The 20,782-nt window shown below is 65.0% G+C and carries 21 protein-coding genes; 12 read left to right on the top strand and 9 right to left on the bottom strand.

Features of this window, described 5'->3' with window-relative positions:
• Nucleotides 1-2: 2 nt before the first annotated feature.
• On the bottom strand, nucleotides 3-521 hold the full coding sequence (locus FXB41_RS05965; RefSeq protein WP_007597327.1) for an SRPBCC family protein: 519 nt from the start codon (nucleotides 519-521) through the stop codon (nucleotides 3-5).
• Between the two features lie 180 nt (nucleotides 522-701).
• On the opposite strand from FXB41_RS05965, the gene FXB41_RS05960 reads away from it, so the two are divergent.
• Together FXB41_RS05960 and FXB41_RS05955 are read left to right on the top strand one after the other, a co-directional pair.
• Nucleotides 702-1,400 (top strand): winged helix-turn-helix transcriptional regulator, encoded by a 699-nt coding sequence (locus FXB41_RS05960; RefSeq protein ID WP_007597325.1) that lies wholly within the window; start codon nucleotides 702-704, stop codon nucleotides 1,398-1,400.
• A 134-nt stretch (nucleotides 1,401-1,534) separates the two neighbouring features.
• Nucleotides 1,535-1,861: a DUF1330 domain-containing protein gene (locus FXB41_RS05955; RefSeq protein ID WP_219680482.1), complete on the top strand. Its 327-nt coding sequence runs from the start codon at nucleotides 1,535-1,537 to the stop codon at nucleotides 1,859-1,861.
• Nucleotides 1,862-2,262: 401 nt separating this feature from the next.
• Here the strand turns inward: FXB41_RS05955 and FXB41_RS05950 are convergent, their stop codons facing one another.
• Nucleotides 2,263-3,159 (bottom strand): NAD(P)-dependent oxidoreductase, encoded by an 897-nt coding sequence (locus FXB41_RS05950; protein WP_219680478.1) that lies wholly within the window; start codon nucleotides 3,157-3,159, stop codon nucleotides 2,263-2,265.
• Nucleotides 3,160-3,381: 222 nt separating this feature from the next.
• Nucleotides 3,382-3,765, bottom strand: coding sequence for a carboxymuconolactone decarboxylase family protein (locus FXB41_RS05945; RefSeq protein ID WP_007597318.1), 384 nt, complete (start codon nucleotides 3,763-3,765; stop codon nucleotides 3,382-3,384).
• 177 nt (nucleotides 3,766-3,942) lie between these two features.
• Between FXB41_RS05945 and FXB41_RS05940 the strand changes: the two genes are divergently transcribed.
• Both FXB41_RS05940 and FXB41_RS05935 read left to right on the top strand, forming a co-directional pair.
• Entirely contained in the window at nucleotides 3,943-5,889 is a 1,947-nt protein-coding gene (locus FXB41_RS05940; RefSeq protein ID WP_219680475.1) for a TIGR02302 family protein, read from the top strand.
• Entirely contained in the window at nucleotides 5,877-7,028 is a 1,152-nt protein-coding gene (locus tag FXB41_RS05935; RefSeq protein WP_219680474.1) for a DUF4175 family protein, read from the top strand. Before FXB41_RS05940 ends, FXB41_RS05935 begins: the two co-directional genes overlap by 13 nt.
• Nucleotides 7,029-7,131: 103 nt before the next feature.
• Here the strand turns inward: FXB41_RS05935 and FXB41_RS05930 are convergent, their stop codons facing one another.
• The gene (locus FXB41_RS05930) at nucleotides 7,132-7,506 is read right to left on the bottom strand and encodes a response regulator (RefSeq protein WP_007597312.1); all 375 of its coding nucleotides are present in this window, start codon (nucleotides 7,504-7,506) and stop codon (nucleotides 7,132-7,134) included.
• A 27-nt stretch (nucleotides 7,507-7,533) separates the two neighbouring features.
• Nucleotides 7,534-8,415, bottom strand: a complete 882-nt coding sequence (locus FXB41_RS05925) for an MJ0042-type zinc finger domain-containing protein (protein WP_007597311.1) — start codon at nucleotides 8,413-8,415, stop codon at nucleotides 7,534-7,536.
• Between the two features lie 191 nt (nucleotides 8,416-8,606).
• Here FXB41_RS05925 and ftsE point away from each other — a divergent pair, with 191 nt between their 5' ends.
• The 4 genes from ftsE (at nucleotide 8,607) to FXB41_RS05905 (ending at nucleotide 11,812) form a co-directional block, all read left to right on the top strand.
• Nucleotides 8,607-9,266: a cell division ATP-binding protein FtsE gene (ftsE, locus tag FXB41_RS05920; protein WP_007597309.1), complete on the top strand. Its 660-nt coding sequence runs from the start codon at nucleotides 8,607-8,609 to the stop codon at nucleotides 9,264-9,266.
• Nucleotides 9,259-10,227 carry a cell division protein FtsX gene (locus FXB41_RS05915; protein ID WP_027514144.1) on the top strand — a complete coding sequence of 323 codons (969 nt, stop codon included), beginning with the start codon at nucleotides 9,259-9,261 and terminating at the stop codon, nucleotides 10,225-10,227. The genes ftsE and FXB41_RS05915 overlap by 8 nt, the downstream gene beginning before the upstream one ends.
• A 73-nt stretch (nucleotides 10,228-10,300) precedes the next feature.
• Nucleotides 10,301-11,005, top strand: a complete 705-nt coding sequence (locus tag FXB41_RS05910) for a YdcF family protein (RefSeq protein ID WP_007597307.1) — start codon at nucleotides 10,301-10,303, stop codon at nucleotides 11,003-11,005.
• A 33-nt stretch (nucleotides 11,006-11,038) separates the two neighbouring features.
• Nucleotides 11,039-11,812 carry a lysophospholipid acyltransferase family protein gene (locus FXB41_RS05905; protein ID WP_219680471.1) on the top strand — a complete coding sequence of 258 codons (774 nt, stop codon included), beginning with the start codon at nucleotides 11,039-11,041 and terminating at the stop codon, nucleotides 11,810-11,812.
• Here FXB41_RS05905 and FXB41_RS05900 read toward each other — a convergent pair.
• Complete coding sequence (locus FXB41_RS05900; RefSeq protein WP_219680469.1) at nucleotides 11,809-12,420, bottom strand: gamma-glutamylcyclotransferase; 612 nt, start codon at nucleotides 12,418-12,420, stop codon at nucleotides 11,809-11,811. The genes FXB41_RS05905 and FXB41_RS05900 overlap by 4 nt on opposite strands.
• 110 nt (nucleotides 12,421-12,530) lie before the next feature.
• Between FXB41_RS05900 and FXB41_RS05895 the strand changes: the two genes are divergently transcribed.
• The 4 genes from FXB41_RS05895 to FXB41_RS05880 all read left to right on the top strand — a co-directional run bounded on the left by FXB41_RS05895 (nucleotide 12,531) and on the right by FXB41_RS05880 (nucleotide 17,573).
• A complete protein-coding gene (locus FXB41_RS05895) occupies nucleotides 12,531-13,715 on the top strand; it encodes a DUF2125 domain-containing protein (RefSeq protein ID WP_219680466.1) in 1,185 nt (394 codons plus the stop codon).
• A gap of 241 nt (nucleotides 13,716-13,956) precedes the next feature.
• Nucleotides 13,957-15,300, top strand: a complete 1,344-nt coding sequence (locus FXB41_RS05890) for a GDSL-type esterase/lipase family protein (RefSeq protein WP_219680464.1) — start codon at nucleotides 13,957-13,959, stop codon at nucleotides 15,298-15,300.
• Nucleotides 15,301-15,490: 190 nt separating this feature from the next.
• Nucleotides 15,491-15,718, top strand: coding sequence for a hypothetical protein (locus FXB41_RS05885; RefSeq protein WP_219680462.1), 228 nt, complete (start codon nucleotides 15,491-15,493; stop codon nucleotides 15,716-15,718).
• Nucleotides 15,719-16,004: 286 nt separating this feature from the next.
• The gene (locus tag FXB41_RS05880; RefSeq protein ID WP_219680459.1) at nucleotides 16,005-17,573 is read left to right on the top strand and encodes a hypothetical protein; all 1,569 of its coding nucleotides are present in this window, start codon (nucleotides 16,005-16,007) and stop codon (nucleotides 17,571-17,573) included.
• A 114-nt stretch (nucleotides 17,574-17,687) separates the two neighbouring features.
• On the opposite strand, the gene FXB41_RS05875 is transcribed toward FXB41_RS05880, so the two are convergent.
• From FXB41_RS05875 to FXB41_RS05865, 3 genes are read right to left on the bottom strand one after another with little or no spacing between them, the layout of a single operon-like run.
• Nucleotides 17,688-18,626: a prephenate/arogenate dehydrogenase family protein gene (locus tag FXB41_RS05875; RefSeq protein ID WP_219680456.1), complete on the bottom strand. Its 939-nt coding sequence runs from the start codon at nucleotides 18,624-18,626 to the stop codon at nucleotides 17,688-17,690.
• Nucleotides 18,623-19,717 (bottom strand): histidinol-phosphate transaminase, encoded by a 1,095-nt coding sequence (gene hisC / locus FXB41_RS05870; protein ID WP_219680453.1) that lies wholly within the window; start codon nucleotides 19,715-19,717, stop codon nucleotides 18,623-18,625. Before hisC ends, FXB41_RS05875 begins: the two co-directional genes overlap by 4 nt.
• A gap of 34 nt (nucleotides 19,718-19,751) precedes the next feature.
• Nucleotides 19,752-20,600, bottom strand: a complete 849-nt coding sequence (locus FXB41_RS05865) for a chorismate mutase (protein ID WP_219680450.1) — start codon at nucleotides 20,598-20,600, stop codon at nucleotides 19,752-19,754.
• Nucleotides 20,601-20,782: the final 182 nt, after the last annotated feature.

Genomic DNA, 20,782 nt, shown 5'->3' with positions numbered 1-20,782 from the left:
ACCTACTTCTTGAACCGGTCCCTGATCGCGGCGAGGCCGGAATCATAGACGCCGCCGAGGGCATCGACCGCTTCCTTCTCCCGCCCCGGGTCGGGCGTGTAGATGCCGGTCCATGTCACCACCGACGCGCCTTCACCCTTTGCCGTGACCTTGATGGTCGACTTGTACTGGCTCACCGGCAATGGGCTCGACAGAAACGCGTAGGAATAGCTGTAGTCTTTGTCGTTCCGCGCAGTCTGCGTCTCCACGAACGAAGCCTTGCCGTCCCTGGTGACGAGCGTCCGAGTTGGCGGCGACTTGCCGTCCGCAATGCACTGCCCCACCGGCGGCAGCCAATCCTTGATCGCGCAGAACGGGCCGATGACGGACCACACCTCGGCCGCAGCACTGCTGACCTCGATGCTCCTCGTCAGATTGGCTGCGGACGCCGGCATGACGCCGACGCCCAGGCCGAGGGTGCAAATCGCGGCGCTGCGAACCGAAACGAGCAATCTGGAAGCCGCTGAATCGTATTTCTTCATAGTAATCTCCTGTGTCCGGGGCCGTAATTGCGGCGGCCGGCTTGCCAATGCCGGTCGAATAGACGCTCACCACGGTCCGCGGCCAGTTCAGAGAATGAATCGCTGCTGATACAGAAACTGAACTAGGAAGCCGCGCGCCGCGGCCCTAAGCTTGCGCCTTCGCTTGTCACGGAGGCCCGCATGACCATCGGCAGCTACAGGCAGTTCTGTCCGGTCGCGATGGCGGCCGAGATATTATGCACGCGCTGGACCGTCGTACTGCTACGTGAACTCGTCGCCGGCTCGACCCGGTTCAACGAGTTGCGCCGCGGCGTTCCCCGCATGTCGCCTGCGCTGCTTTCCCAGCGCCTGAAGGAACTCGAAGCTGCAGGCATCGTGATCCGCCAGCCGTCGACTTCCGAGCGCGGCGTGATCGAGTATCAGCTGACCGCCGCCGGACGCGAACTCGGCCCCATCGTCGAGGCGTTCGGGATCTGGGGCCAGCGCCGCATCGAGTCGCATCTGTCGCTTCAGCATCTCGATGTCCAGCTGTTGATGTGGGACATGCGGCGGAATCTGAACACGACCCCGATGCCGACCCGCCGCAGCGTGCTGCAGTTCGCCTATCCGGAAATGCCTTCGACGCAGCGATTGTGGTGGCTGATCGTCGATCCCGACGACGGCGTCGACCTCTGCTCGATTGATCCCGGTTTCGACGTCGACCTTTACGTGTCGGTTGATCTGCGCACCATGACGGCGATCTGGATGGGACTCGATACCGTGCGCGCGGCCGTCGCAAGCCGGCGGATGCTGCTCACCGGCGACCGGCAGCTTGCCGCGGCCATGCAAAGCTGGCTGGGCCTCAGCCCGTTCGCCAAGGAACGCAAGCTGGCGAGCTGATCCAGGGCGGCGCAATTCAGTATTTGTATCGCCCCGCTACAGTTCCCGTACTGGCGAGCCCGCGCCGTGTTCTGGCACCCAAATGATGCCCGCCTGTATCAACGCGGAGCTGAACTCGAGCCAGGAGACACGATATGACAGCGTATCTGATCGCGGACATCAAAGTGACTGACGGAAAGTGGGTGCCGGACTACGCAGCGTCCGTCCACGAGTTGGTGCACAAGCATGGCGGCAAGTATCTTTCCCGCAGCGGCAATGTGAAAACCCTTGAAGGTGCCCCTCTCGACACATCGCTGATCGCGATCATGTCGTTTCCAACCGCGAAGGCAGCGGAGTCCTTCGTCGCTGATCCCGCCTACGGCCGCTTCGCGGCAGCGCGCAGGGGCGGCAGCGAGAGCCGCTTCCAGTTGATCGACGATACGGACTTGGCCGGCACGATCCCCTATCTCGCCAAGGCTTGAACTGCGTCTTCGTCAAACACTCGGCCGCAGGCGCAGACGTGCCCGGCCAACACAGGAGATTGGAATGAACGGTTCACTCGCCGGCGCTGGCCTGCTTCGCATGCTTTTCGTAGCTTGCAGCGTGGCCTTCCTGCTCGGACTTTCCGGCGTCGCGTCGGCCCGGGTCACGCGGTGCGACATCACATGGGTCAGCTGCAACAACACCTCTGCGAAATGCTCGAGCGAGAGACGGTGCATGCGCAGGTGCGACGAGAAGTACATCAAATGCAGCGGGGGCTCGGCCTCCCTGCAACTGGAGCAGCCGATCGACCTTCCGGACCTTGGCAGACGCCGCACGTAGCAGATCGATCCAAGGAGGACAGCGCAGCGCCGGTCGTCGGCGCTGCGTTCTCGTGTTGGCGCTAGCTGGGTGGCCTGCCGCCAACCACGACGCCCGCCTTCTTCTCGATCGGCTTGATCGCCGCGGTGAAATCGGACTCGGCGCCTTCCGCGCTGATGACCGTCTCCCACAACCGCCCGACCGCATCTGCGACCTCCATCGACAGGCCGAGCTGCTTCATCTCCTCCAGCGCCAGCCGCACGTCCTTCACCATCAGTCCCGTGGCGAAGCCGAAGTCGAAGCTGCGCGGCAGCACCGCGCGCGGAAACTTGTCGCGGCTTGCGGTGTTCATGCCGGAGCCGGCATTGATGACGTCGATCATCACGGCAGGATCGAGCCCTGCCTTGACGCCCATCACCACCGCTTCCGAGGTCGCCACGATCGCGGTGGCCGACAAGAAGTTGTTGGCGAGCTTCATGGTCTGCGCCGCGCCGGGCTTCTCGCCGATGAAGAACACCTTTCCGATGATGTCGAGCGCGGGCTTGAGCAGCTCGAACTCGGTCTTCGGCCCCGAGACCATCACCGCGAGCGTGCCCTTCTCGGCGCCGCCGACGCCGCCGGAGACGGGGCAGTCGATCTGCACGATGTCATGCTTGGCGAGCAGACCGTGAATCTTCACTGCCATCGCCGAGCCGACGGTGGAGAGATCGATGAAGCGTTTGACGCGGCTTCCCTCGATCACGCCGTCCGGTCCCGTCGCAACCGCGAGCGACGCCTGCAGCGAAGGCAGGCTCGCCATGACCGTCTCGACCTGGTCGGCGACCTCCTTCGGCGACATCGCCGCGATGGCGCCGCGCGCCACCAGCTTGTCGACGGCCTCCCGGCGCGTGTCGAACACGACGAGCCGGTTGCCGGCCTCGATCAGCCGCCGCGCCATCGGGAAACCCATGTTTCCGAGGCCGATGAATCCGATGTCCATGGTGTTTCCTTGTGTTGAATGTTCGTTGTTGTTGATCGCGCGCATCCATCCTCGGTGTCGTCCTGGCGAAAGCCAGGACCCATTACCCCAGGGAGAGGTTGTGGCGCGAAGTGGCAACTCCGAGTCCCCGTAACCACACCTGCCGGGGGCTATGGGTCCTGGCTTTCGCCAGGACGACGTGGGAGAGGGACGTCGCGTCCCCGTCCCTCACGCCGGCACCGCTCACGCCTTGCCGTCGATCTCCGCGAACACCTCGCGCGCGATTCGAAAACTGTCGACCGCGGCCGGCATGCCACCATAGATTGCGACCTGCATCAGGATCTCGCGGATCTCGTCGCGGCTGACGCCGTTGGTGAGGGCGCCCTTCAGATGCGCGCGGAATTCGTGCTGACGATTGAGGATCGCGATCATCGCGATGTTGAGCATGCTGCGGGTCTTGCGCGGCAGCTCCTCGCGGCCCCACACGGTGCCCCAGCAATATTCGTTGAGCATCTCCTGGAACGGACGGTTGAAATCGTCGACGGTCTTCAGGGCGTTGTTGACATAGGCCTCGCCCAGCACCGCTTTGCGGACTTCCAGGCCCTTGTCATGCATCTTCTTGTCCATGGCGTTTCCTTTGCTTCTCTTGCGTTTTTCTTGGCTGGCGGCGCGGAAATTACGGGGTTGCGGCGGGTCAGTCACGTCCTCGTGTTATGCGGGAAAAGGGGTGTCTCCCGTACAGGAACGGATGCCTCAGTGCTGCCGTTGTGGTACGCTTCTCTACCGGGCAACCTGGAGAGTTGATTGAACGGCGTCACCCCCGACCCGTCAGACCCGATCCGCGATGGCGACGCTCTGTCGCGGCTGAAGCTGGCGCAAGCCCTGCAGCGGGCCACTTATGCCATCGCGTGGGAGCGTGCCTGGCCGAATTTGGCGCGGCTTCTCACTGTCGTCGGCCTGTTCCTTGTGGTGTCCTGGGCCGGCCTCTGGCTGGCGCTGCCCTTCATTGCCCGCGCTATCGGGCTCGTGGTTTTCGCCGGCATCGCGATTGCCGTCCTGTTCCCGTTGAGTCGCTTTCGCTGGCCGAGCCGCGAGGAGGCGCTGGCCCGGCTCGATCGCGGCTCCGGCATCCGTCATCGGCCGGCCACCACGCTGACGGACACGCTGAGCTCGCAGGACCCGGTTGCGCAGGCATTGTGGCGGGCGCAGCGTGAGCGCACGTTGGCTTCGATCAAGCGCATCCGCGCCGGTCTGCCGAGGCCCCGGCTCGCTCTGCATGATCCCTGGGCGCTGCGCGCGCTGGTCATGGTGATGCTGGTTGCGACGTTCTTCGCCGCCGGCGACGAGCGTGCGATGCGGCTCGGAGCCGCCTTCCACTTGAACGGCATGCTGGCCCCGGCGAATGTTCGCGTCGATGCCTGGGTCACGCCGCCGCTCTACACCGGCAAGCCTCCGGTCATCCTGTCGGCCGCGAACAAGGAGGCCGCGGCGCTGCCGGCCAGCGGCCCGCTTGCCGTTCCCGCTGGTTCGACCCTGATCGTTCGCTCCTCCGGCGGCAGCCTGGATGTTGCCGTCTCCGGCGGCCTCAAGGAGGTCGCGCCTACCGAAGCTGCGCCCAAGGGCACCAACGAGAAGCATTTTACCATCAGCGGCGACGGCACCGCGCATGTCCGTGCGCCCTCTGGCCAGCCGCAATGGGCGTTTGCGGCAACGCCGGATCGTGCGCCGACGATCGCGCTGGCCAAGGATCCCGAGCGCCAGGCCCGTGGCGGACTCCAGCTCACCTACAAGGTCGAGGACGATTACGGCGTCACCGGCGCCGACGCACAAATCGGCCTGCGTCCCGCCGACGCCAAAGATGGTGTCAAGGATGGCAGCAAGGAGGCCGACACCAAGGCTGCCGCGCGGCCGCTATTCCAGCCTCCGCAATTCCCGCTCGTGCTGCCGAATGCGCGCACCCGCAACGGCGTCGGCCAGACGGTGAAGGATCTCAGCGAGGATCCCTATGCCGGCGCCGATGTCACGCTGACCCTCACCGCCAAGGACGAGGCCGGCAACGAGGCCCGGAGCGAGCCCTTCAACATGCGCCTGCCCGAGCGACTGTTCACCAACTCGCTCGCGCGCGCGCTGGTCGAACAGCGCCGCATCCTCGCGCTCGACGCCAACAAGAATTCGGATGTCTACGCCGCGCTCGACGCGCTGATGATCGCGCCCGAATTGTTCACGCCGGATGCGGGCTGCTATCTCGGCCTGCGCAGCCTGGCGCTGCAGCTGGAAGCCGCCCGCACCGACGACGCGCTGCGCGATGTGGTGGGTAGCATGTGGGCGTTCGCGGTCACCATCGAGGACGACGGTGTCGCCGGCAGCGTCAACGCCGCGCTGCGCTCGGCCCAGGACGCGCTCAAGCGGGCGCTGGAACGCGGCGCCAGCGAGGACGAGATCAAGGCGCTGACGCAAAAGCTTCGCGAGGCGATGGCCGGCAAGGTGCGCGATCTCGCCCGGCGCGCCGAGCAGAATCCGCTTGGACCGCGGCAGCCTTTCCCGGCAGAGGTTCAGCTCATCCTCGACAAGTCTGTCGAGCTGAAACAAAAGACCCAGAACGCCACGCCCGAGCAGCTCGAAGAGCTGGCGAAGCAGCAGGACGCGTTGCGCGAGCAGCTTCAGGCCTATCGCAAGTCGGCGAACAACCGGGCGAAGCCGGGCAACGACGGTGCCAACCAGTCGACGCGAGACCGTAAATGCGGAAGCTAGCACGCGTGCCAGTCTTGAAGGCGATCTCGATCGCCTGCCTCGCCTTCCTGTTGGGAGGCGTCTCGCCCGTGGCTGCCCAGCAGGATCAGGATGTCGATGCCCTGCTCGATGGCGCTGAAAAGGCGATGCAGGATTCCGGCGACAGCCTCAGGCAGAAGGAATCCGGCAAGAGCCTCAACAATCAATCCGATGCGATTCAGAAGCTCGAGGACTACAAGCGCGCGACGGAAAAGAGCCAATCCTCCAATCGCGATCGTTCCGTCATCACGCAGCGCGACCTCGACGAATTGCTGAAGCAAATCGAGAAGGCGGCGCGCGAAGGCAACAAAGAAGCGGCTCAGCGCATGCTCGAGCAGCTCGCGCAGATCATGGAAAATCTCCAGATGGCGCAGCCCGGGCAATCCGGCGACAGCGACATGGAGCAGGCGCTCAACGAGCTCAGCGACATGATCCGCAAGCAGCAGCAATTGCGCGACAAGACTTTCAAGCAGGGCCAGGATTCCCGGCGTGAGCGCTCGCGCGGCAAGCAGCAGGGCGACCAGTCGATGTCGGACCTCCAGCAGGATCAGCAGTCGCTGCGGGATCGCCTGAAGAAGCTGCAGGACGAACTCGCCAAGCGCGGCCTCACGCAGAAGGGGCAAAAGGGCCAGAAGAGCCAGGGCCAGAAGGGGCAAAAGGGTCAGCAGGGACAGCCGGGCCAGGATGGCGATCAGGACGGCGACCAGGGCGATGACGACGGCAGTCTGGACGCCGCCGACGGGGCCATGGGCGATGCCGGCTCGCAGCTCGGCGAAGGCAATTCGGATGGTGCCGTGGACGCGCAGGGGAAAGCGCTCGAGGCCTTGCGCAAGGGCGCGCAGAAGATGGCCGAGGCGATGCAGCAGGGCGATGGCGACGGGCAGGGCGATGGTCCCGGCAACCGGCCCGGCCGCCAGCAGAGCGGCGGCAATCAGACCGATCCGCTCGGCCGCCCCCTTCACGGCCGCGATCTGAGCGACGACTACACGGTCAAGATCCCCGGCGAGATCGACGCCCAGCGAGTCCGGCGCATCCTCGAGGAGCTCCGCCGCCGCTTGGGGGATAGCTCGCGCCCGCAGATCGAACTCGACTATATCGAGCGGCTGCTGAAGGATTTTTGAGGCTGTCGCAGCTTTCGTAGCCCGGATGAGCGAAGCGATATCCGGGGCCGCCGGTCCCGCACGTCGCTGCGCTCATCCGGGCTACAAGCTACGACCCCGCCTGCTACCCCTTCTTCGCCGCCAGCGCATCCGCCACCGCCGTGCGGATGTCGGCGACCGAGAACGGCTTGGTCACGACGTCATGCACCAGCGCATTGAGATTCGAGGCGCGCTCGCGCTGGTCGGCAAAGCCGGTCATCAGCAGAATGGTCAAATCGGGGAAATCGCGTGCGACGGAAAGCGCCAGCGCGATGCCATCCATCACCGGCATCTGGATGTCGGTGAGCAGCAGGTCGAACTGGCCGCCCGCGCGGGTCAGGATCTCCAGCGCCTCGGCGCCGTCTTGTGCGGTGACGATCTCGTGCCCGTCCATGGCGATGGCGCGTGCCACCAGCTGGCGCATCGAATCCTCGTCGTCGGCGATCAGGATTTTGGACATGAGACGAACCTTGACCTGCGAAATCGATTATACGCTGCCGCCGGCGATGTCGCGCCGGTTGAAGAAGCGAACGTCGATATTGCGGCCCTCCGGGGGCGGCGAGGCCAGGCGCGAGCGGAAGAAGGCGCGCTCGCCGGGCTGTAGCACGGTCTGTTCCAGAACGGTGTTCCAGGCGTAGATTTCCGCGCCTTGCGCGTCGCGCACCGCGAAGCGCAACCGGGGAATGTCGAGCGGCTTCTTGCCCTGGCCCACGATCACGCCCTCGATCACCAGCACCTGCTTACCGTCCACGGTCTCGCTGGAGAGCTTGACGTCCTTGAAGGCCAGTGCGCGCAGGTTAACTTCGAGGCCGACCATCCTGTAGAAGGCGGCCGTCTGCGGCAGCAGTCGCACCATATCGCCGCGCCAGATCACCAGCGCCAGCACTAGCGCGCCCATGGCGGCGCAGGCGGTTGGCAGGCCGAAATGGGATTTTCGCGGGGCCGCGGTGGCGACTTGACGGCGCACTCGGGCGCCGCGGCGACGGCCGAACAGGCCTTGGAACCAGGACTGGTGCTGTTCGCCGACGACTTCCTCCTCGACGGACCGGGCAGCCGCCGACCATTCGTCTTCGGTGTCGCTGGTCTCCTGGTCCGGCCAGTCGCTGGCGATCGAGGGGCTGTCAACGACAGGCGCGTCAGCTGCGCCGTCGTCCTGGGCAAATGAGTTCCACTGCTCGGCGAGATCGGACTGGTCGTCGGCCCGGCTGGCTGCGGCCATGGCCGGGACAGATGCCTCCTCGATGGCATCCTCGGCATGGGCGACCCAGGTTTCCTTGCAACGGGAACAGCGCACGGTCCGGCCGTTCGCCCCAAGGCTCGCGGGCTTGATGGCGTAGGATGTCGTACAATGAGGGCAGACGATATGCATGGACGAGCCTTGATGCATGGACAAGTCTTGACGGTGACACGGTCGCGGAGAACCGAGAGGGAAAGATGCTACCAATTATGCTACAGGACGACCGTTAACGAACCGGAAACCATAACGGCCGCAAAACCCGTTGATCGCGCGGAGCGGAGCACAGCCGTGCGGCCCGCGGTCTCTCTCGAACGGAGCTGAGCTTGGTTCGGTTCGAAAATGTCGGATTGCGTTACGGCCTGGGGTCCGAGGTCCTGCGCGACCTCAACTTCCAGATCCCGGCGCATTCTTTCCAGTTTCTCACTGGCCCGTCCGGCGCCGGCAAGACCTCATTGCTGCGCCTGTTGTTCCTCTCGCATCGACCGACGCGGGGCCTCGTCAATCTGTTCGGTCACGACATCTCGCAGCTCGGCAAGGACGAAATCGCAAACTTGCGCAAGCGCATCGGTATCGTGCTCCAGGATTTCCGCCTGCTCGACCACATGACGACCTATGAGAACGTCGCGCTGCCGTTCCGCGTCATGGGCCGCAGCGAATCGAGCTACCGCAAGGAGGTCATCGACCTCCTGAAATGGGTCGGGCTCGGCGAACGCATGGACGCGCTGCCGCCGATCCTGTCCGGCGGCGAGAAGCAGCGCGCGGCGATCGCGCGCGCGGTGATCTCGCGACCGCAACTGCTGCTGGCCGACGAGCCGACCGGCAGCGTCGATCCGACGCTCGGTCGCCGCCTGCTGCGGCTGTTCATCGAGCTCAACAAGTCAGGCACCGCCGTCATCATCGCCACCCACGATATCGCCCTGATGGACCAGTACGAGGCGCGACGCTTCGTGCTGCACCAGGGACGGCTGCACGTCTATGAGTAGGCCCGACGAGCGCGGCGTGCTGGTCGATCTCGGACAGGAGGGGCCGCCGCTTCCGGCTAGGGCGCGCAACATGTCGCCGATCGTGCCGCGCGCCTCGATCCACGGCCGCGCGCTGGTCGCCGTCGTCGCCATCATGACCTTCCTGGCGTCGATGACGACCGGCACGGTGCTACTGGTGAGCGCCTCCGCCGCCGAATGGCAGTCGGACGTCGCGAGCGAGATCACCATCCAGGTCCGCCCGCAGACGGGCCGCGATCTCGAACGTGACACCGCGGCGGTGACCGAGGCCATGCGCGCGCAAGCCGGCATCGTCGAGGTCAAGCCGTTCACGAAGGACGAGAGCGGCAAGCTGCTCGAGCCCTGGCTCGGCACCGGGCTGTCGATGGACGATCTGCCGGTGCCGCGCATGATCATCGCACGCGTGCAGCCCGGTACGGCGCTCGATCTCGGCGCCTTGCGCGCCCGCGTGACCCAGGTGGCGCCAAGCGCCAGCGTCGACGATCACCGCGCCTGGATCGAGCGCATGCGCTCGATGACCAACGCCACCGTGCTCGCCGGCCTCGGCATTCTCGCGCTCGTCATCGTCGCCACCATCATCTCGGTGTCGTTTGCGACCCGGGGCGCGATGGCGGCGAACCGTCCGATCGTCGAGGTGCTGCATTTCGTCGGCGCCGGCGACCGCTATATCGCCAACCGCTTCCTGCGTCATTTCCTCAGGCTGGGGCTGGAGGGCGGCGTGATCGGCGGCGGCGCCGCCATGCTGGTGTTCGGCTTCTCCGAGTCGATTGCAGGCTGGTTTTCCGGCACCCCCGTCGGCGACCAGTTCGCCGCGCTGCTCGGCACCTTCTCGCTGCGGCCGTCCGGCTACATCGTGCTCGCGGTGCAGGCCGTGCTGATCGGCGCCATCACCGCGGTCGCCTCGCGCCAGACGCTGTTCGCGACGCTGAATGATGTCGATTGAGGCCGACAAACCGGACTCCACTTCGCCTCAAAACGTCCTAAAATCACCTCTGGGAAGGGATCACCGACATCGCATGACCGCGCCGACCGACGATCGATCGCCGAAACTGCCGCGCGGCTGGCTGCGCGCGGCCGTGATGTCGACGATCGCGCTCGCCTTCGTTGGCGCGGCGGCGGGCTTCATCGCGTTTCTGTCGCAATTGCGCGGCGCCGAAATCGCGCCGGACCGCAAGGCGGACGGCATCGTGGTGCTGACCGGCGGCTCCTCGCGGGTGTCGGATGCGATGGAGCTGCTCGCTGCAGGTTACGGCAGGAGGCTCCTGATCTCCGGCGTGCACCCGACCTCGACGGCGAGCGACATCTCCCGGACGCTGCCGGAGAACCAGTCCTTCATGCGTTGCTGCGTCGATCTCGACCGCACCGCGGTCTCGACCCGCGGCAATGCCGCGGAAGCGCGGCGCTGGGCCGCGGGGCGCGGCTTCAAATCGCTGATCGTGGTCACCTCGAACTATCACATGCCGCGCGCGCTGGTGGAATTCTCGCATGCGATGCCGGAGACGACACTGATCCCGTTCGTGGTGGTCGGCGACAAATGGCGCGAGGAGCCGTGGTGGACCTCAGCGTCCACCTTGCGGCTGCTGCTGTCGGAATATGTCAAGTACATCGCGGCCGAGCTCAGGGTGCGGCTGGAGGATTTCGGGATTGACCTTTCGCCCGAGATGTCGGAGCAGCCTTCCGGGCTGCAGCCGAAGCGGCCCGCCACCGCACAGGCCAATTGATCGGTAACTGATCGGCAATTGATCGGATCCTTGATGTTCTTGATTTTCCTGCGATCGCTCGTGTTCAACGTGCTGTTCTACACCGTGCTGGTGTGCCTCGCGATCGTGGCGCTGCCGACCTTCGCATTGCCGCCGCGCGCCATGCTGAGGGTCGCGCAATGGTGGGCGAAGGCGACGCTGTTCCTGATGCGGGCGGTCTGCAACATCAAGGTGGAATTCCGCGGCCTCGAAAAGATTCCGACGGGACCATTGGTCGTCGTGGCGAAGCACCAGTCGTTCTGGGAGACGTTCGTCCTGCCGGGTTTTTTCGACCGTCCGATTTTTATCCTCAAACGTCAGCTCATGCAGATCCCGGTGTTCGGTCAGTTCCTGGTCAAGACCGGGATGATCGCGATCGACCGCAACGCCGGCGTCAAGGCGCTGCTGGACATGACGCGGCGTGCGCGGGAGGCGGTGCGCAGCGGCGGGCAGCTTGTGATCTTTCCCGAAGGCACGCGCCGCGCCCCAGGCGCGCCACCGGACTACAAGAGCGGCTTCGCGCAGATCTATTCGTCCTGCGGCGCGCCGTGCCTGCCGATCGCGCTCAATTCCGGCCTGTTCTGGCCGCGCCGCACCTTCATGCGCTATCCTGGCACGCTGGTGGTGGAGTTCCTCGATCCGCTGCCGCCGGGCTTGCCCAAGGACGAGTATCTTTCCCGTGTGCAAACGGCGATCGAAGACGCGACCGGCCGCCTGGTCGAAGCGGGTCGCAAGGAGCAGGAGCAGCTGATCGGCTCGGCGCCGAGCTATGCGCCGTCGGAGAGCTAGCGGTTTTCCCGATCGTCCACCGGAGCCGGCGCGTGCTGAGAATGCGCATCACCATGCAGCATCATGGCAAGCTGATGCAATGGCGCATCGCGAAAACCTTCGGCCTCGATCGCCTTCACCGTCGCGGTCACGTAGTCGCGGTTGGCGCCCGACTGGCCGTGGCCCTGGAGCACGTGCCGATGCTGGTCGGTGAGCGACAGCCGGCCGGCATATTGCACATGGCCGCGGTCGACGACATAGGCGAGCGCGGAGACGCGCTGCCGCGCGTCGTTCTCCAGCCAGACCGAACGCATGACTTCGCGATAGACCGACGTCACCTGCTCGCGCGCGCGCAAATAGGCGACGACGTCGGCGCGGTTCTTTTCGGCGACGCGGAAGGCGATGCCGCGGCAGGCGCCGCCGCGGTCGAGGCCGAGCACCAGACCCGGCTTCTCCGGCGTGCCACGGTGGACGAAGGAATAGACACAGAGCGCGCGATGCTCGCCGACCAGCCGCGCCGGGACGCGCTCCTCGAATTCGAAGCCCGGCCGCCACATCAGCGAGCCGTAGCCGAACACCCAGAGGTCGCCTTTGGCAGTGGTGACGGAGGGAAGGGTGATTTCCGACATTTCGGGCACGGCTACCAGAACCGCGCCCTCAAGCGAAGCGAATTCTCCGCCTTTCGTCGCAGACTTACCTCGCTTACATTTGACAAAATCAGGGATCAAAGGGTCGCCGCATGTCCGATATGACCGTTGCCGCAGGCCGGCGCTCCCGTTGGGGCCTTTTCATCGCCCCTGTCATCCTCCTGATCCTCGCGGTGGCGTGGAGCGGCTTCTGGTTCTATGCGGCGTCGCAGGCCGAAATCGCCGCCGACGCCTGGCGCGCGCAGGAGGCCAAATCCGGCCGCATCTATGATTGCGCCAAGCGCTCGATCGCGGGCTTCCCCTTCCGCTTCGAGGTCCAGTGTTCGGGCGCCAGTGTCGCACTGGTGTCGCAGAACGCCAGCAAGACGCCGTTCACGGCGAAGCTCGACAACATCCTGGTCGTCGCCCAGGTCTACGATCCCAAGCGCGTCATCGCCGAATTCACCGCTCCCGCGACGCTCACTGACGGCGTCACGCAAAGCACCTTCATCGTGAACTGGAGCAAGGGTCGCAGCAGCGTGTTCGGTCTGCCCGCCGTGCCGGAGCGCGCCTCCATCGTGTTCGAGGAGCCGACCGTCAATCGTGTCGACGGCAGCGTGCAGGTGCCGCTCGCACGCGCGAAACAGGTCGAACTGCACGGACGCCTCGCGGATGGATCGCCGTCCGATCATCCCGTGATCGAGACCGTGCTCCAGATCGCGCAGGGCAGCATCCAGGGCGTTCATCCGCTGCTTGCCGAGCCGTTCGAGGCCGACACGCGGGCGAAGATCACCGGACTGTCCGACCTCACGCCAAAGCCGTGGCCGCAGCGCTTCCGTGAGATCCAGGCCGCCGGCGGCCATATCGAAATCGTGCAGTCCCGCATCCAGCAGGGCGAGATGATCGCGGTTGCGGCCGGCACGCTCGGGCTCTCGGCCAACGGCCGTCTCGACGGCGAATTGCAGATGACGGTGACGGGCCTCGAGCGCGTGATCCCCGCGCTCGGCATCGAGAAGATGCTGGAGGAGGGAGTGCCGCAGGCAACCCTCGATCGCGTCGCGCCCGGCGTGAAGTCGCAGGACCTCAACAATCTGTTCGGCGCGCTCGACCGCGCCGTTCCCGGCCTCGGCAAGGTCATCAAGCAGAACGCCAATGCCGGCGTTGCCGCCGGCATCAATTCGATCGGCACCGAGAGCACGCTGGAAGGCAAGAAAGCTCGCAGCTTCCCGCTGAAATTCGTCGACGGCGCTGTGCTGCTCGGCCCGGTCAAAGTCGGCCAGATCCCGCCGCTTTACTAGTTCGTGAATTCATCAATCTGCCGGGCGGACAGCTTGGTCCGCCTGACGCGCTCGAAGCTGTGAACAGATCGCTTCCGAAGGGCCTCTTGTTGGTGCCGGTGACGCAAACCGCGAGGCCCTCTCCGGCGTCGGCCGAGGAGTGCGTCAGCGGCGTCTGGACAGGAAGCGTTCTGCCGCCCTATTGAAGGCCAACTAGCCGGCTCTAGGGTCGCGCCCAATTATCTGGGGTTCGGGGGAAGCAATGAACGCGTTGAATTGTCTCGTGGCAGCATCGCTGCTCGTCGCCTCGCTTCAGACCGCAAGCGCCAAGGACGGCGAACACTGGGTGGTGTCCTGGACGGGCGCGGTTCAGGGCCCATACCCCGTGGGCAATCCGTCTGCCCAGCCCGAACAGAAATTCGCGTTTCCCGAGCCTGCAGCCGGTGCGCGGGACCAGACCTTTCGCCTGATCGTGCGGCCGGATATCTGGGGCCGGCAGGCCCGCATCCGGCTCAGCAACGCCTTCGGCACCAAACCCGTTACGTTTGACGGCGTTTATGTCGGCCTGCAATCGGGCAGTGCCGCATTGATCGGCGGCTCCAACACCCCGGTTACGTTCGCCGGCACGACTTCCGTTACGGTGTCTCCGGGCAATTCGGTCTGGAGCGATGCGATCGCGCTGCCGTTTGCAAAGCGACCGGATGACCTGGTCGGCCGCCGGCTTGCGGTCAGTTTTCATGTCGCCGGCCAGAGCGGTCCGATGACCTGGCACGCCAAAGCGCTAACCACCTCCTATGTCAGTGCGCCCGGCGCCGGCGCAAAGGGCGCCCTCGAAGACGAGGCTTCCTTCCCCTATGCGACCGCGTCCTGGTTCTTCCTCGATGCGATCGAGATGATTGCGCCTGCCGATGCCTTCGCCATCATGGCGTTTGGGGATTCGATTACCGACGGGACCGCCTCGACCATGAATGGCGACGATCGCTGGCCCAACGTGCTGTCGCGTCGCCTGAAGGCGGTCTACGGCAACAAGGTCGCCGTCGTGAATGGCGGCATCGGTGGCAACCAAATCGCAGGCCCCGCCGAATATGGTCCCGACAAACCGTACGCGGGCGGCCCCGCTTCGGGCCAGCGGCTCGATCGCGACGTGCTGTCGCTGTCCGGCATATCCAGCCTGATCTGGCTGGAAGGCATCAACGATTTCAGCAAGAACGGCAATTTCACGGCCGACCAAGTCATCGCCGCGATGAAGGATGGTGTCGCGAGGCTACGTGCGAAATGGCCGCAAGCCCGGATCATTGGCGCCACCGTCGTTTCGGCATTGGGCAGCACCAGCGCGGCACATGGTTTCCCCGAGCAGGATGACAAGCGCAAAGCGCTCAACGCATTCATCCGTAGCTCGGGGACATTCGACGGCGTGATAGATTTTGATCGTGCGACGCTCGATCCGGCCTCGGGTGGCCTCAAGCCGGAGTTCGTTCCCGAAAGCACGACCGGCGGCGCCGGCGACAAGCTTCATCCCAACCGCACCGGATATCTGGCGATGGGACAGGCCATCGACCTCGATCTGTTCAAGCCGGGAAAGTTTGATCGCAGCGCGAAGCAGTAGGATGAATTCAGAGTTGCCTGTCTCCATTCATCGCCCTCAGCTGTCGTAACTCCCTCCATGCAGGTTACGAGCTGAACTCACGGCCGCTTCGCCGGATCGTGATGACCCGCCGGGAATGCGGAGCCGCAAAGTCCGCTCTCTCTCCATGTCGGCCGCACGTTGAGGCGGTCGCCCAGGCAGGAGAGATATCATGACGAAGTCCAGGCTGTTCATTGCCGCTATCGCCATCTCGACCACGCTCGCGACGCCCGCGTTCGCGCAGTGGGAATGGCAGTCGCAGGAGCCGGCCGCATACGCCTCGATGTATCCTAATGGTGATCGCAACATCTCGAATCCCACGACGCGGGAGACGATGGCATTCGTCCCCTCGCGGAAATCACCGCGCCCCACGGTGATGCGCGCGAGCAGGGGCAAATAGTCGCCATCCACCACTTGCCCGTCGCGAACTGGGCCCGGTCATGTCCCGGCCGGGCCCAATGCGCATTACCTTGAACGTTGCCTTGGACAATCGCGACAGTCGCGCGTACGGATCGGCGGCCAACGAAAATATTCCGAACAGGATCGTCAGGAAAACGTGATGCAGAAGATGCACCTCGCCGCGAATAACCGCAGCCGCATTCAAATCACTCCACACCAGGGAAGCATGCAGGCGCCGGAGACGGCGCGCGGAATCCAATCCGCTTCCCAAATGGAGGAAGCTTCAAGTGCGGATCATCAATTGCGGACTGATGCTGGGTATTCTCGCTGCCTGTTCAGGGCAGGCGCGTGCCGACGACAATGTCACAACCGAAATCCAGTCGCTGAAGGCGAAGCTGAAGGAGCTCCAGCAGCGCGTGGACTCCGAGGCGCGCAAGACGCGGCAGGTTGAAGCGCAGGCGAAGGCCGTTCAGTTACCAGCAAGTTACAAGGCGCTCGCCGCCGATCCATGTGCGGCCGGCAAGGTCTGCTACAAGGGCGTGACGTTGACATTCGGAGGCTGGGTCGATCTCACCGGCATCTACCGCTCACGCAATCTCGCTTCCGATACCGGCTCGGTCTACAACTTCATCCCCTATCAGCAGAGCCGCAATTTCAACATCCCGGAAACGCGCTTCTCCGCGCGCCAGAGCAGGTTCTCGGTGTTGGCCGAAGGCAATGCCGATGCCGACACGCACCTCGCTGGTTACGGCGAGATCGATTTCGAAGGTGCGGCTCAGACGGCGAACTCGGTGGCGACCAACTCATTCAATCCGCGCATGCGGCAGCTCAGCCTGGAACTGGACCGCACCGATCTCGGTCTTCACTTCCTCGCCGGGCAATCCTGGTCGCTCAACGCGCCGACCAAGTCGGGCATCGATCCTCGCGGCGTCGATGCGCCCGGCGTGATCGACTTCGAATCCGTCCCGGGATTTCTTGCGGCACGGCAGCCCGGGCTGCGCGTCTGGCAGGACATCGGACCGGAGTTCAAGCTGGCTGCGTCGGTCGAGAATGCCCAGACCGCGTTCTTCGGCGGCAACGTCCCGGCTGTCGGCACACCCGCCATTGGACCCCAGGGCGTGCTGAACCCGAACCTTCAGGTCAATCTGACCGGTCCCGGCGGCAGCTTCTTCAACAACCTCAACAATGTCAGTCTGAATCAGGTGCCCGACGTCACCGTCAAGGCAGCCTGGGACCCACGGCTCGGGCCCACCAAGCTGCATGTCGAGGCGTGGGCGCTCTACCGCCAGCTGTTCGATCGCTTCAACAACGCCAACCACACCTACGACACCGGAAGCTTCGGGGGACACATCTTCGCCGAACTGATTCCGAAAACCCTCGATCTTCAGCTCTATGGCTCGCACGGCGTGCTGGGCCGCTTCACGGCAACGCCGTTCCCCGACGCGGCGGTGGCGCAGGACGGCACCATCCTCCCGCTGACGATCACGGCGGCCGCCGTCGGCCTGATCTGGCACGCGACGCCCAGCCTCGATGTCTACTCCTATGCAGGCCTCGAAAAGGCCAAGGCGAATTTCGCCAATGTTGGAACGGTGCCCTTCGGCTACGGCAATCCGCTCTACAACAACACCGGCTGCTTGACCGAGAATTCGCCGGCCGCGACCTGCAACGGAAACACCAGGGAGGTCCGGCAGATCACGGCCGGGATCTACGACACCATCTACCAGGGCAATTTCGGTACGCTCAAAGCCGGCCTGCAATATTCCTACACGCAGCGGTTCGCATTCGCCGGCGTCGGCGGCGCCCCGAAGACGGACGACAACGTGGTCATGACGCAGATCCGCTACTATCCGTTCTAGTCACGGAGCCACGCGGGCTCGTAGCCCGGATGGAGCGAAGCGCAATCCGGGAATCTTGCCTCAAGCGACGGAGGTCCCGGATTACGCTTGCGCTCCATCCGGGCTACTTCAGTGCTACGGCTTGTTGCCGAGCTGCGCATGCGGCCGGCCGAAGTCGGGCGCCGCCGAATCCTGGCCGATCTCGACAATGCCGCGGCGGATGGCGCGGGTGCGGGTGAAGTGGTCGAACAGCGCCTCGCCGTCGCCGCGGCGGATCGCGCGGGTGAGCTTTGCCAGATCCTCGGTGAAGGTGCCGAGCATCTCCAGCACGGCTTCCTTGTTGGCGAGGAAGACGTCGCGCCACATCGTCGGATCGGAGGCGGCGATGCGGGTGAAATCGCGAAAGCCGCCGGCGGAGAACTTGATGACCTCGGACTCCGTCACCTGCGCCAGTTCGTCGGCGGTGCCGACGATGGTGTAGGCGATCAGATGCGGCAGATGGCTGGTGATCGCGAGCACGAGATCATGATGATCCGGCGTCATGATTTCGACCTTGGCACCCATCGCCGCCCAGAACGCACGCAGGCGATCGGTGGCAGCCGCATCGACGCCCTCCGGTGGGGTGAGGATGCACCAGCGGTTGATGAAGAGCTCGGCGAAGCCCGAATCGGGGCCCGAATGCTCGGTGCCTGCGACGGGATGCGCCGGCACGAAATGGATGCCTTTCGGCAGATGCGGCGCCATATCCCTGACGATGGCGCCCTTGACCGAGCCGACGTCGGAGATGATCGCGCCGGGCTTGAGATAGGCGGCGATTTCCTGCGCCACCGGCCCGCAGGCGCCGACGGGAATGCAGAGGATGACGAGATCGGCATCCTTCACCGCTTCCGCATTGGTCGCCACGACCTGATCGACAATGCCGAGCTCCATCACGCGTGCGCGCGTCTTCTCCGAGCGCGCGGTGGTAACGATCTCGCCAGCCAAGCCCTGGAGCTTCGCAGCGCGCGCGATCGAGCCGCCGATCAAGCCGAAGCCGATCAGCGCGACGCGCTCGAAGTGCGAGGTCGCGCTCATGTTCCGGCCATGAAGTCGCGCAGGCCCTCGACGACGAGGCGGTTGGCCTCCTCGGTGCCGATGGTCATGCGCAACGAATGCGGCAGGCCGTAGTTCTTCAAGCCGCGCAGCACCAGCCCGCGCTTGGTGAGGAAGGCGTCGGCTGCGTCCGAGGTCTTTCCCTCCGTCGGGAAATGGATCAGCACGAAATTGGCGACGCTCGGCGTCACCTTCAGGCCGAGCTTGCCGATCTCCTCGGTCAGCCAGTTGCGCCAGGTCTCGGTGAACTGCTTCGACATCGCCTGATGCGCGGTGTCCTCGATCGCGGCAACGGCAGCGTACATCGCCGGCGTCGACACGTTGAAGGGACCGCGGATGCGGTTGACCGCGTCGATGATGTGTTCGGGGCCGAACATCCAGCCGATCCGCAGCGCCGCAAGACCATGGATCTTGGAGAACGTGTGGGTCACGACCGTGTTCTCGGTGGTCGCCACCAGCTCGATCCCCATCTCGTAATCGTTGCGCGAGACGTAGTCGCAATAGGCTGCGTCCAGCACCAGCAGCACGTGCGAGGGCAGGCCGGCGCGCAGGCGCTTGACCTCGTCGAACGGCAGATAGGTGCCGGTCGGGTTGTTGGGGTTGGCGAGCCAGACCAGTTTTGTGCGCGGCGTGACGGCTTTCAGGATGGCGTCTACATCCGCGGTGAGGTTCTTCTCCGCCGCGACGACGTTCCTGGCGCCGACCGCCATGGTTGCGATCGGGTAGACCAGGAAGCCGTGCGTGGTCGAGATCGCCTCGTCGCCATGGCTGAGATAGGTGTGGGCGAGCAGATTGAGGATCTCGTCCGAGCCGGCGCCGCAGATGATGCGGTTGGGGTCGAGCCCGAAGGTGCGCCCGATCGCTTCGCGCAGCACGCGCGAGGTCCCTTCCGGATAGTCTTCCAGGTGATCCGCCACGTTCTTGAACGCCTCGATCGCCTTCGGCGAGGGCCCGAACGGCGTCTCGTTGGCCGAGAGCTTGAACACCTTGCGACCGGGCTCCGCCACCGGAGTCTTGCCGGGCGTATAGGGCGCAATATCGAGAATGCCGGGATTCGGCACTGGGCGGGACATCTTCAACTCCGGAGTGGCTTAAGCGGTTCGCGACTTACGATTTCGGCCCGGTCGGGGGCACCGTATAGCGCGTTGCGTGGCTGCCGACGAGGGCCGTGGAGCGCACCGAGGCCCCCGCTTCGATCAGGGCAGCCTTGATCTTGTCGAGGCTGCTCGTCGCGGTGACCGAGACCAGCAGCGCGGCGCCGTCGAAGGCGGTGTCGGGCACCGCCACGATCTCGGCGAGCGGCGACAGGGCGCGCGCAACTTCGGCGTTCCACCCTGACACGCGTACGCTGAAGGTCTCGACCTCCGTCACCAGGGCGCTGTCGGCGACGCGCGAGACCGCGAACACCGGCAACGCCGCCGGATGGTCGGCGCGCTCGACAAAGGGTAGCCGCGCGATGATCTTTGGCGCGCCGGCTTCTTCCAGCGACAGCCACCACGGCGTGCGGCTCGAGGTTGCCGAGACCAGCGCAAGGTCGCCCTTGGATTTCGCGACGGCCTCGACCGCCGCCTGCGCGCTGAAATGCGCGACGTAAGGCACGGTGAAGCCGAAATGGAATCGCGCGGAATCGCGCATGGCCGGCTCGCTTGCCGAGATGTCGGCGTGCACCGAGAATGGCGCCTGGACGTAAGTGAACGTCGCGATGATCACGCGCCAGATGCTCTCGACCGTGTCGAGCGGCAGGATGCCGCGATGGCGCTGGACGAGGTCACGCATCATGGCGGCCTCGCGCGCGGGACGGAACGCCGAGCCGACCTCCTGGGTCTGCTTCACCTGGATCAGGCGGTCGATGATGTCGCCGCGCTGCATCAGCAGGCGATGCATGCCCTCGTCGATCGCGTCGATCTCCTTGCGCAATTCCTGGAGCGATGGTGGCGCGGGCGGACGTTGGGACATGTCTGACAGGTGCTGTTGAGGGGCGTTCCAATGCGGATCAGTCGAGCCGTCACCGCTACGATGGATGTCCTGATTAGGCAGTCGGGGCTGCGAAAGCAAAGAGAAATGCAAAGGGAAATCGGGCCCTTTCCGCCGGCGGCGCGGCAGGCGAATTTGGTCGATCCGGGCCGCGACTTGACGAA

Origin of the sequence: Bradyrhizobium canariense (genome assembly GCF_019402665.1) — a bacterium.
Classification (GTDB): domain Bacteria; phylum Pseudomonadota; class Alphaproteobacteria; order Rhizobiales; family Xanthobacteraceae; genus Bradyrhizobium; species Bradyrhizobium canariense.
Note: the sequence above shows the minus strand (reverse complement) of the source record. Positions and strands in the feature narration are given on the sequence as shown.

What these genes read in the sequence shown, in the direction of transcription:
- FXB41_RS05910 (WP_007597307.1), top strand. Translation starts at nt 10,301, where the DNA reads ATGACCGCGCCGACCGACGATCGATCGCCGAAACTGCCGCGCGGCTGG.
- FXB41_RS05895 (WP_219680466.1), top strand. Translation starts at nt 12,531, where the DNA reads ATGTCCGATATGACCGTTGCCGCAGGCCGGCGCTCCCGTTGGGGCCTT.
- FXB41_RS05890 (WP_219680464.1), top strand. Translation starts at nt 13,957, where the DNA reads ATGAACGCGTTGAATTGTCTCGTGGCAGCATCGCTGCTCGTCGCCTCG.
- FXB41_RS05930 (WP_007597312.1), bottom strand. Translation starts at nt 7,506, where the DNA reads ATGTCCAAAATCCTGATCGCCGACGACGAGGATTCGATGCGCCAGCTG.
- FXB41_RS05875 (WP_219680456.1), bottom strand. Translation starts at nt 18,626, where the DNA reads ATGAGCGCGACCTCGCACTTCGAGCGCGTCGCGCTGATCGGCTTCGGC.
- FXB41_RS05925 (WP_007597311.1), bottom strand. Translation starts at nt 8,415, where the DNA reads ATGCATATCGTCTGCCCTCATTGTACGACATCCTACGCCATCAAGCCC.
- hisC (WP_219680453.1), bottom strand. Translation starts at nt 19,717, where the DNA reads ATGTCCCGCCCAGTGCCGAATCCCGGCATTCTCGATATTGCGCCCTAT.
- FXB41_RS05885 (WP_219680462.1), top strand. Translation starts at nt 15,491, where the DNA reads ATGACGAAGTCCAGGCTGTTCATTGCCGCTATCGCCATCTCGACCACG.
- FXB41_RS05915 (WP_027514144.1), top strand. Translation starts at nt 9,259, where the DNA reads ATGAGTAGGCCCGACGAGCGCGGCGTGCTGGTCGATCTCGGACAGGAG.
- FXB41_RS05960 (WP_007597325.1), top strand. Translation starts at nt 702, where the DNA reads ATGACCATCGGCAGCTACAGGCAGTTCTGTCCGGTCGCGATGGCGGCC.
- FXB41_RS05965 (WP_007597327.1), bottom strand. Translation starts at nt 521, where the DNA reads ATGAAGAAATACGATTCAGCGGCTTCCAGATTGCTCGTTTCGGTTCGC.
- FXB41_RS05935 (WP_219680474.1), top strand. Translation starts at nt 5,877, where the DNA reads ATGCGGAAGCTAGCACGCGTGCCAGTCTTGAAGGCGATCTCGATCGCC.
- FXB41_RS05865 (WP_219680450.1), bottom strand. Translation starts at nt 20,600, where the DNA reads ATGTCCCAACGTCCGCCCGCGCCACCATCGCTCCAGGAATTGCGCAAG.
- FXB41_RS05900 (WP_219680469.1), bottom strand. Translation starts at nt 12,420, where the DNA reads ATGTCGGAAATCACCCTTCCCTCCGTCACCACTGCCAAAGGCGACCTC.
- FXB41_RS05945 (WP_007597318.1), bottom strand. Translation starts at nt 3,765, where the DNA reads ATGGACAAGAAGATGCATGACAAGGGCCTGGAAGTCCGCAAAGCGGTG.
- FXB41_RS05905 (WP_219680471.1), top strand. Translation starts at nt 11,039, where the DNA reads ATGTTCTTGATTTTCCTGCGATCGCTCGTGTTCAACGTGCTGTTCTAC.
- FXB41_RS05950 (WP_219680478.1), bottom strand. Translation starts at nt 3,159, where the DNA reads ATGGACATCGGATTCATCGGCCTCGGAAACATGGGTTTCCCGATGGCG.
- FXB41_RS05955 (WP_219680482.1), top strand. Translation starts at nt 1,535, where the DNA reads ATGACAGCGTATCTGATCGCGGACATCAAAGTGACTGACGGAAAGTGG.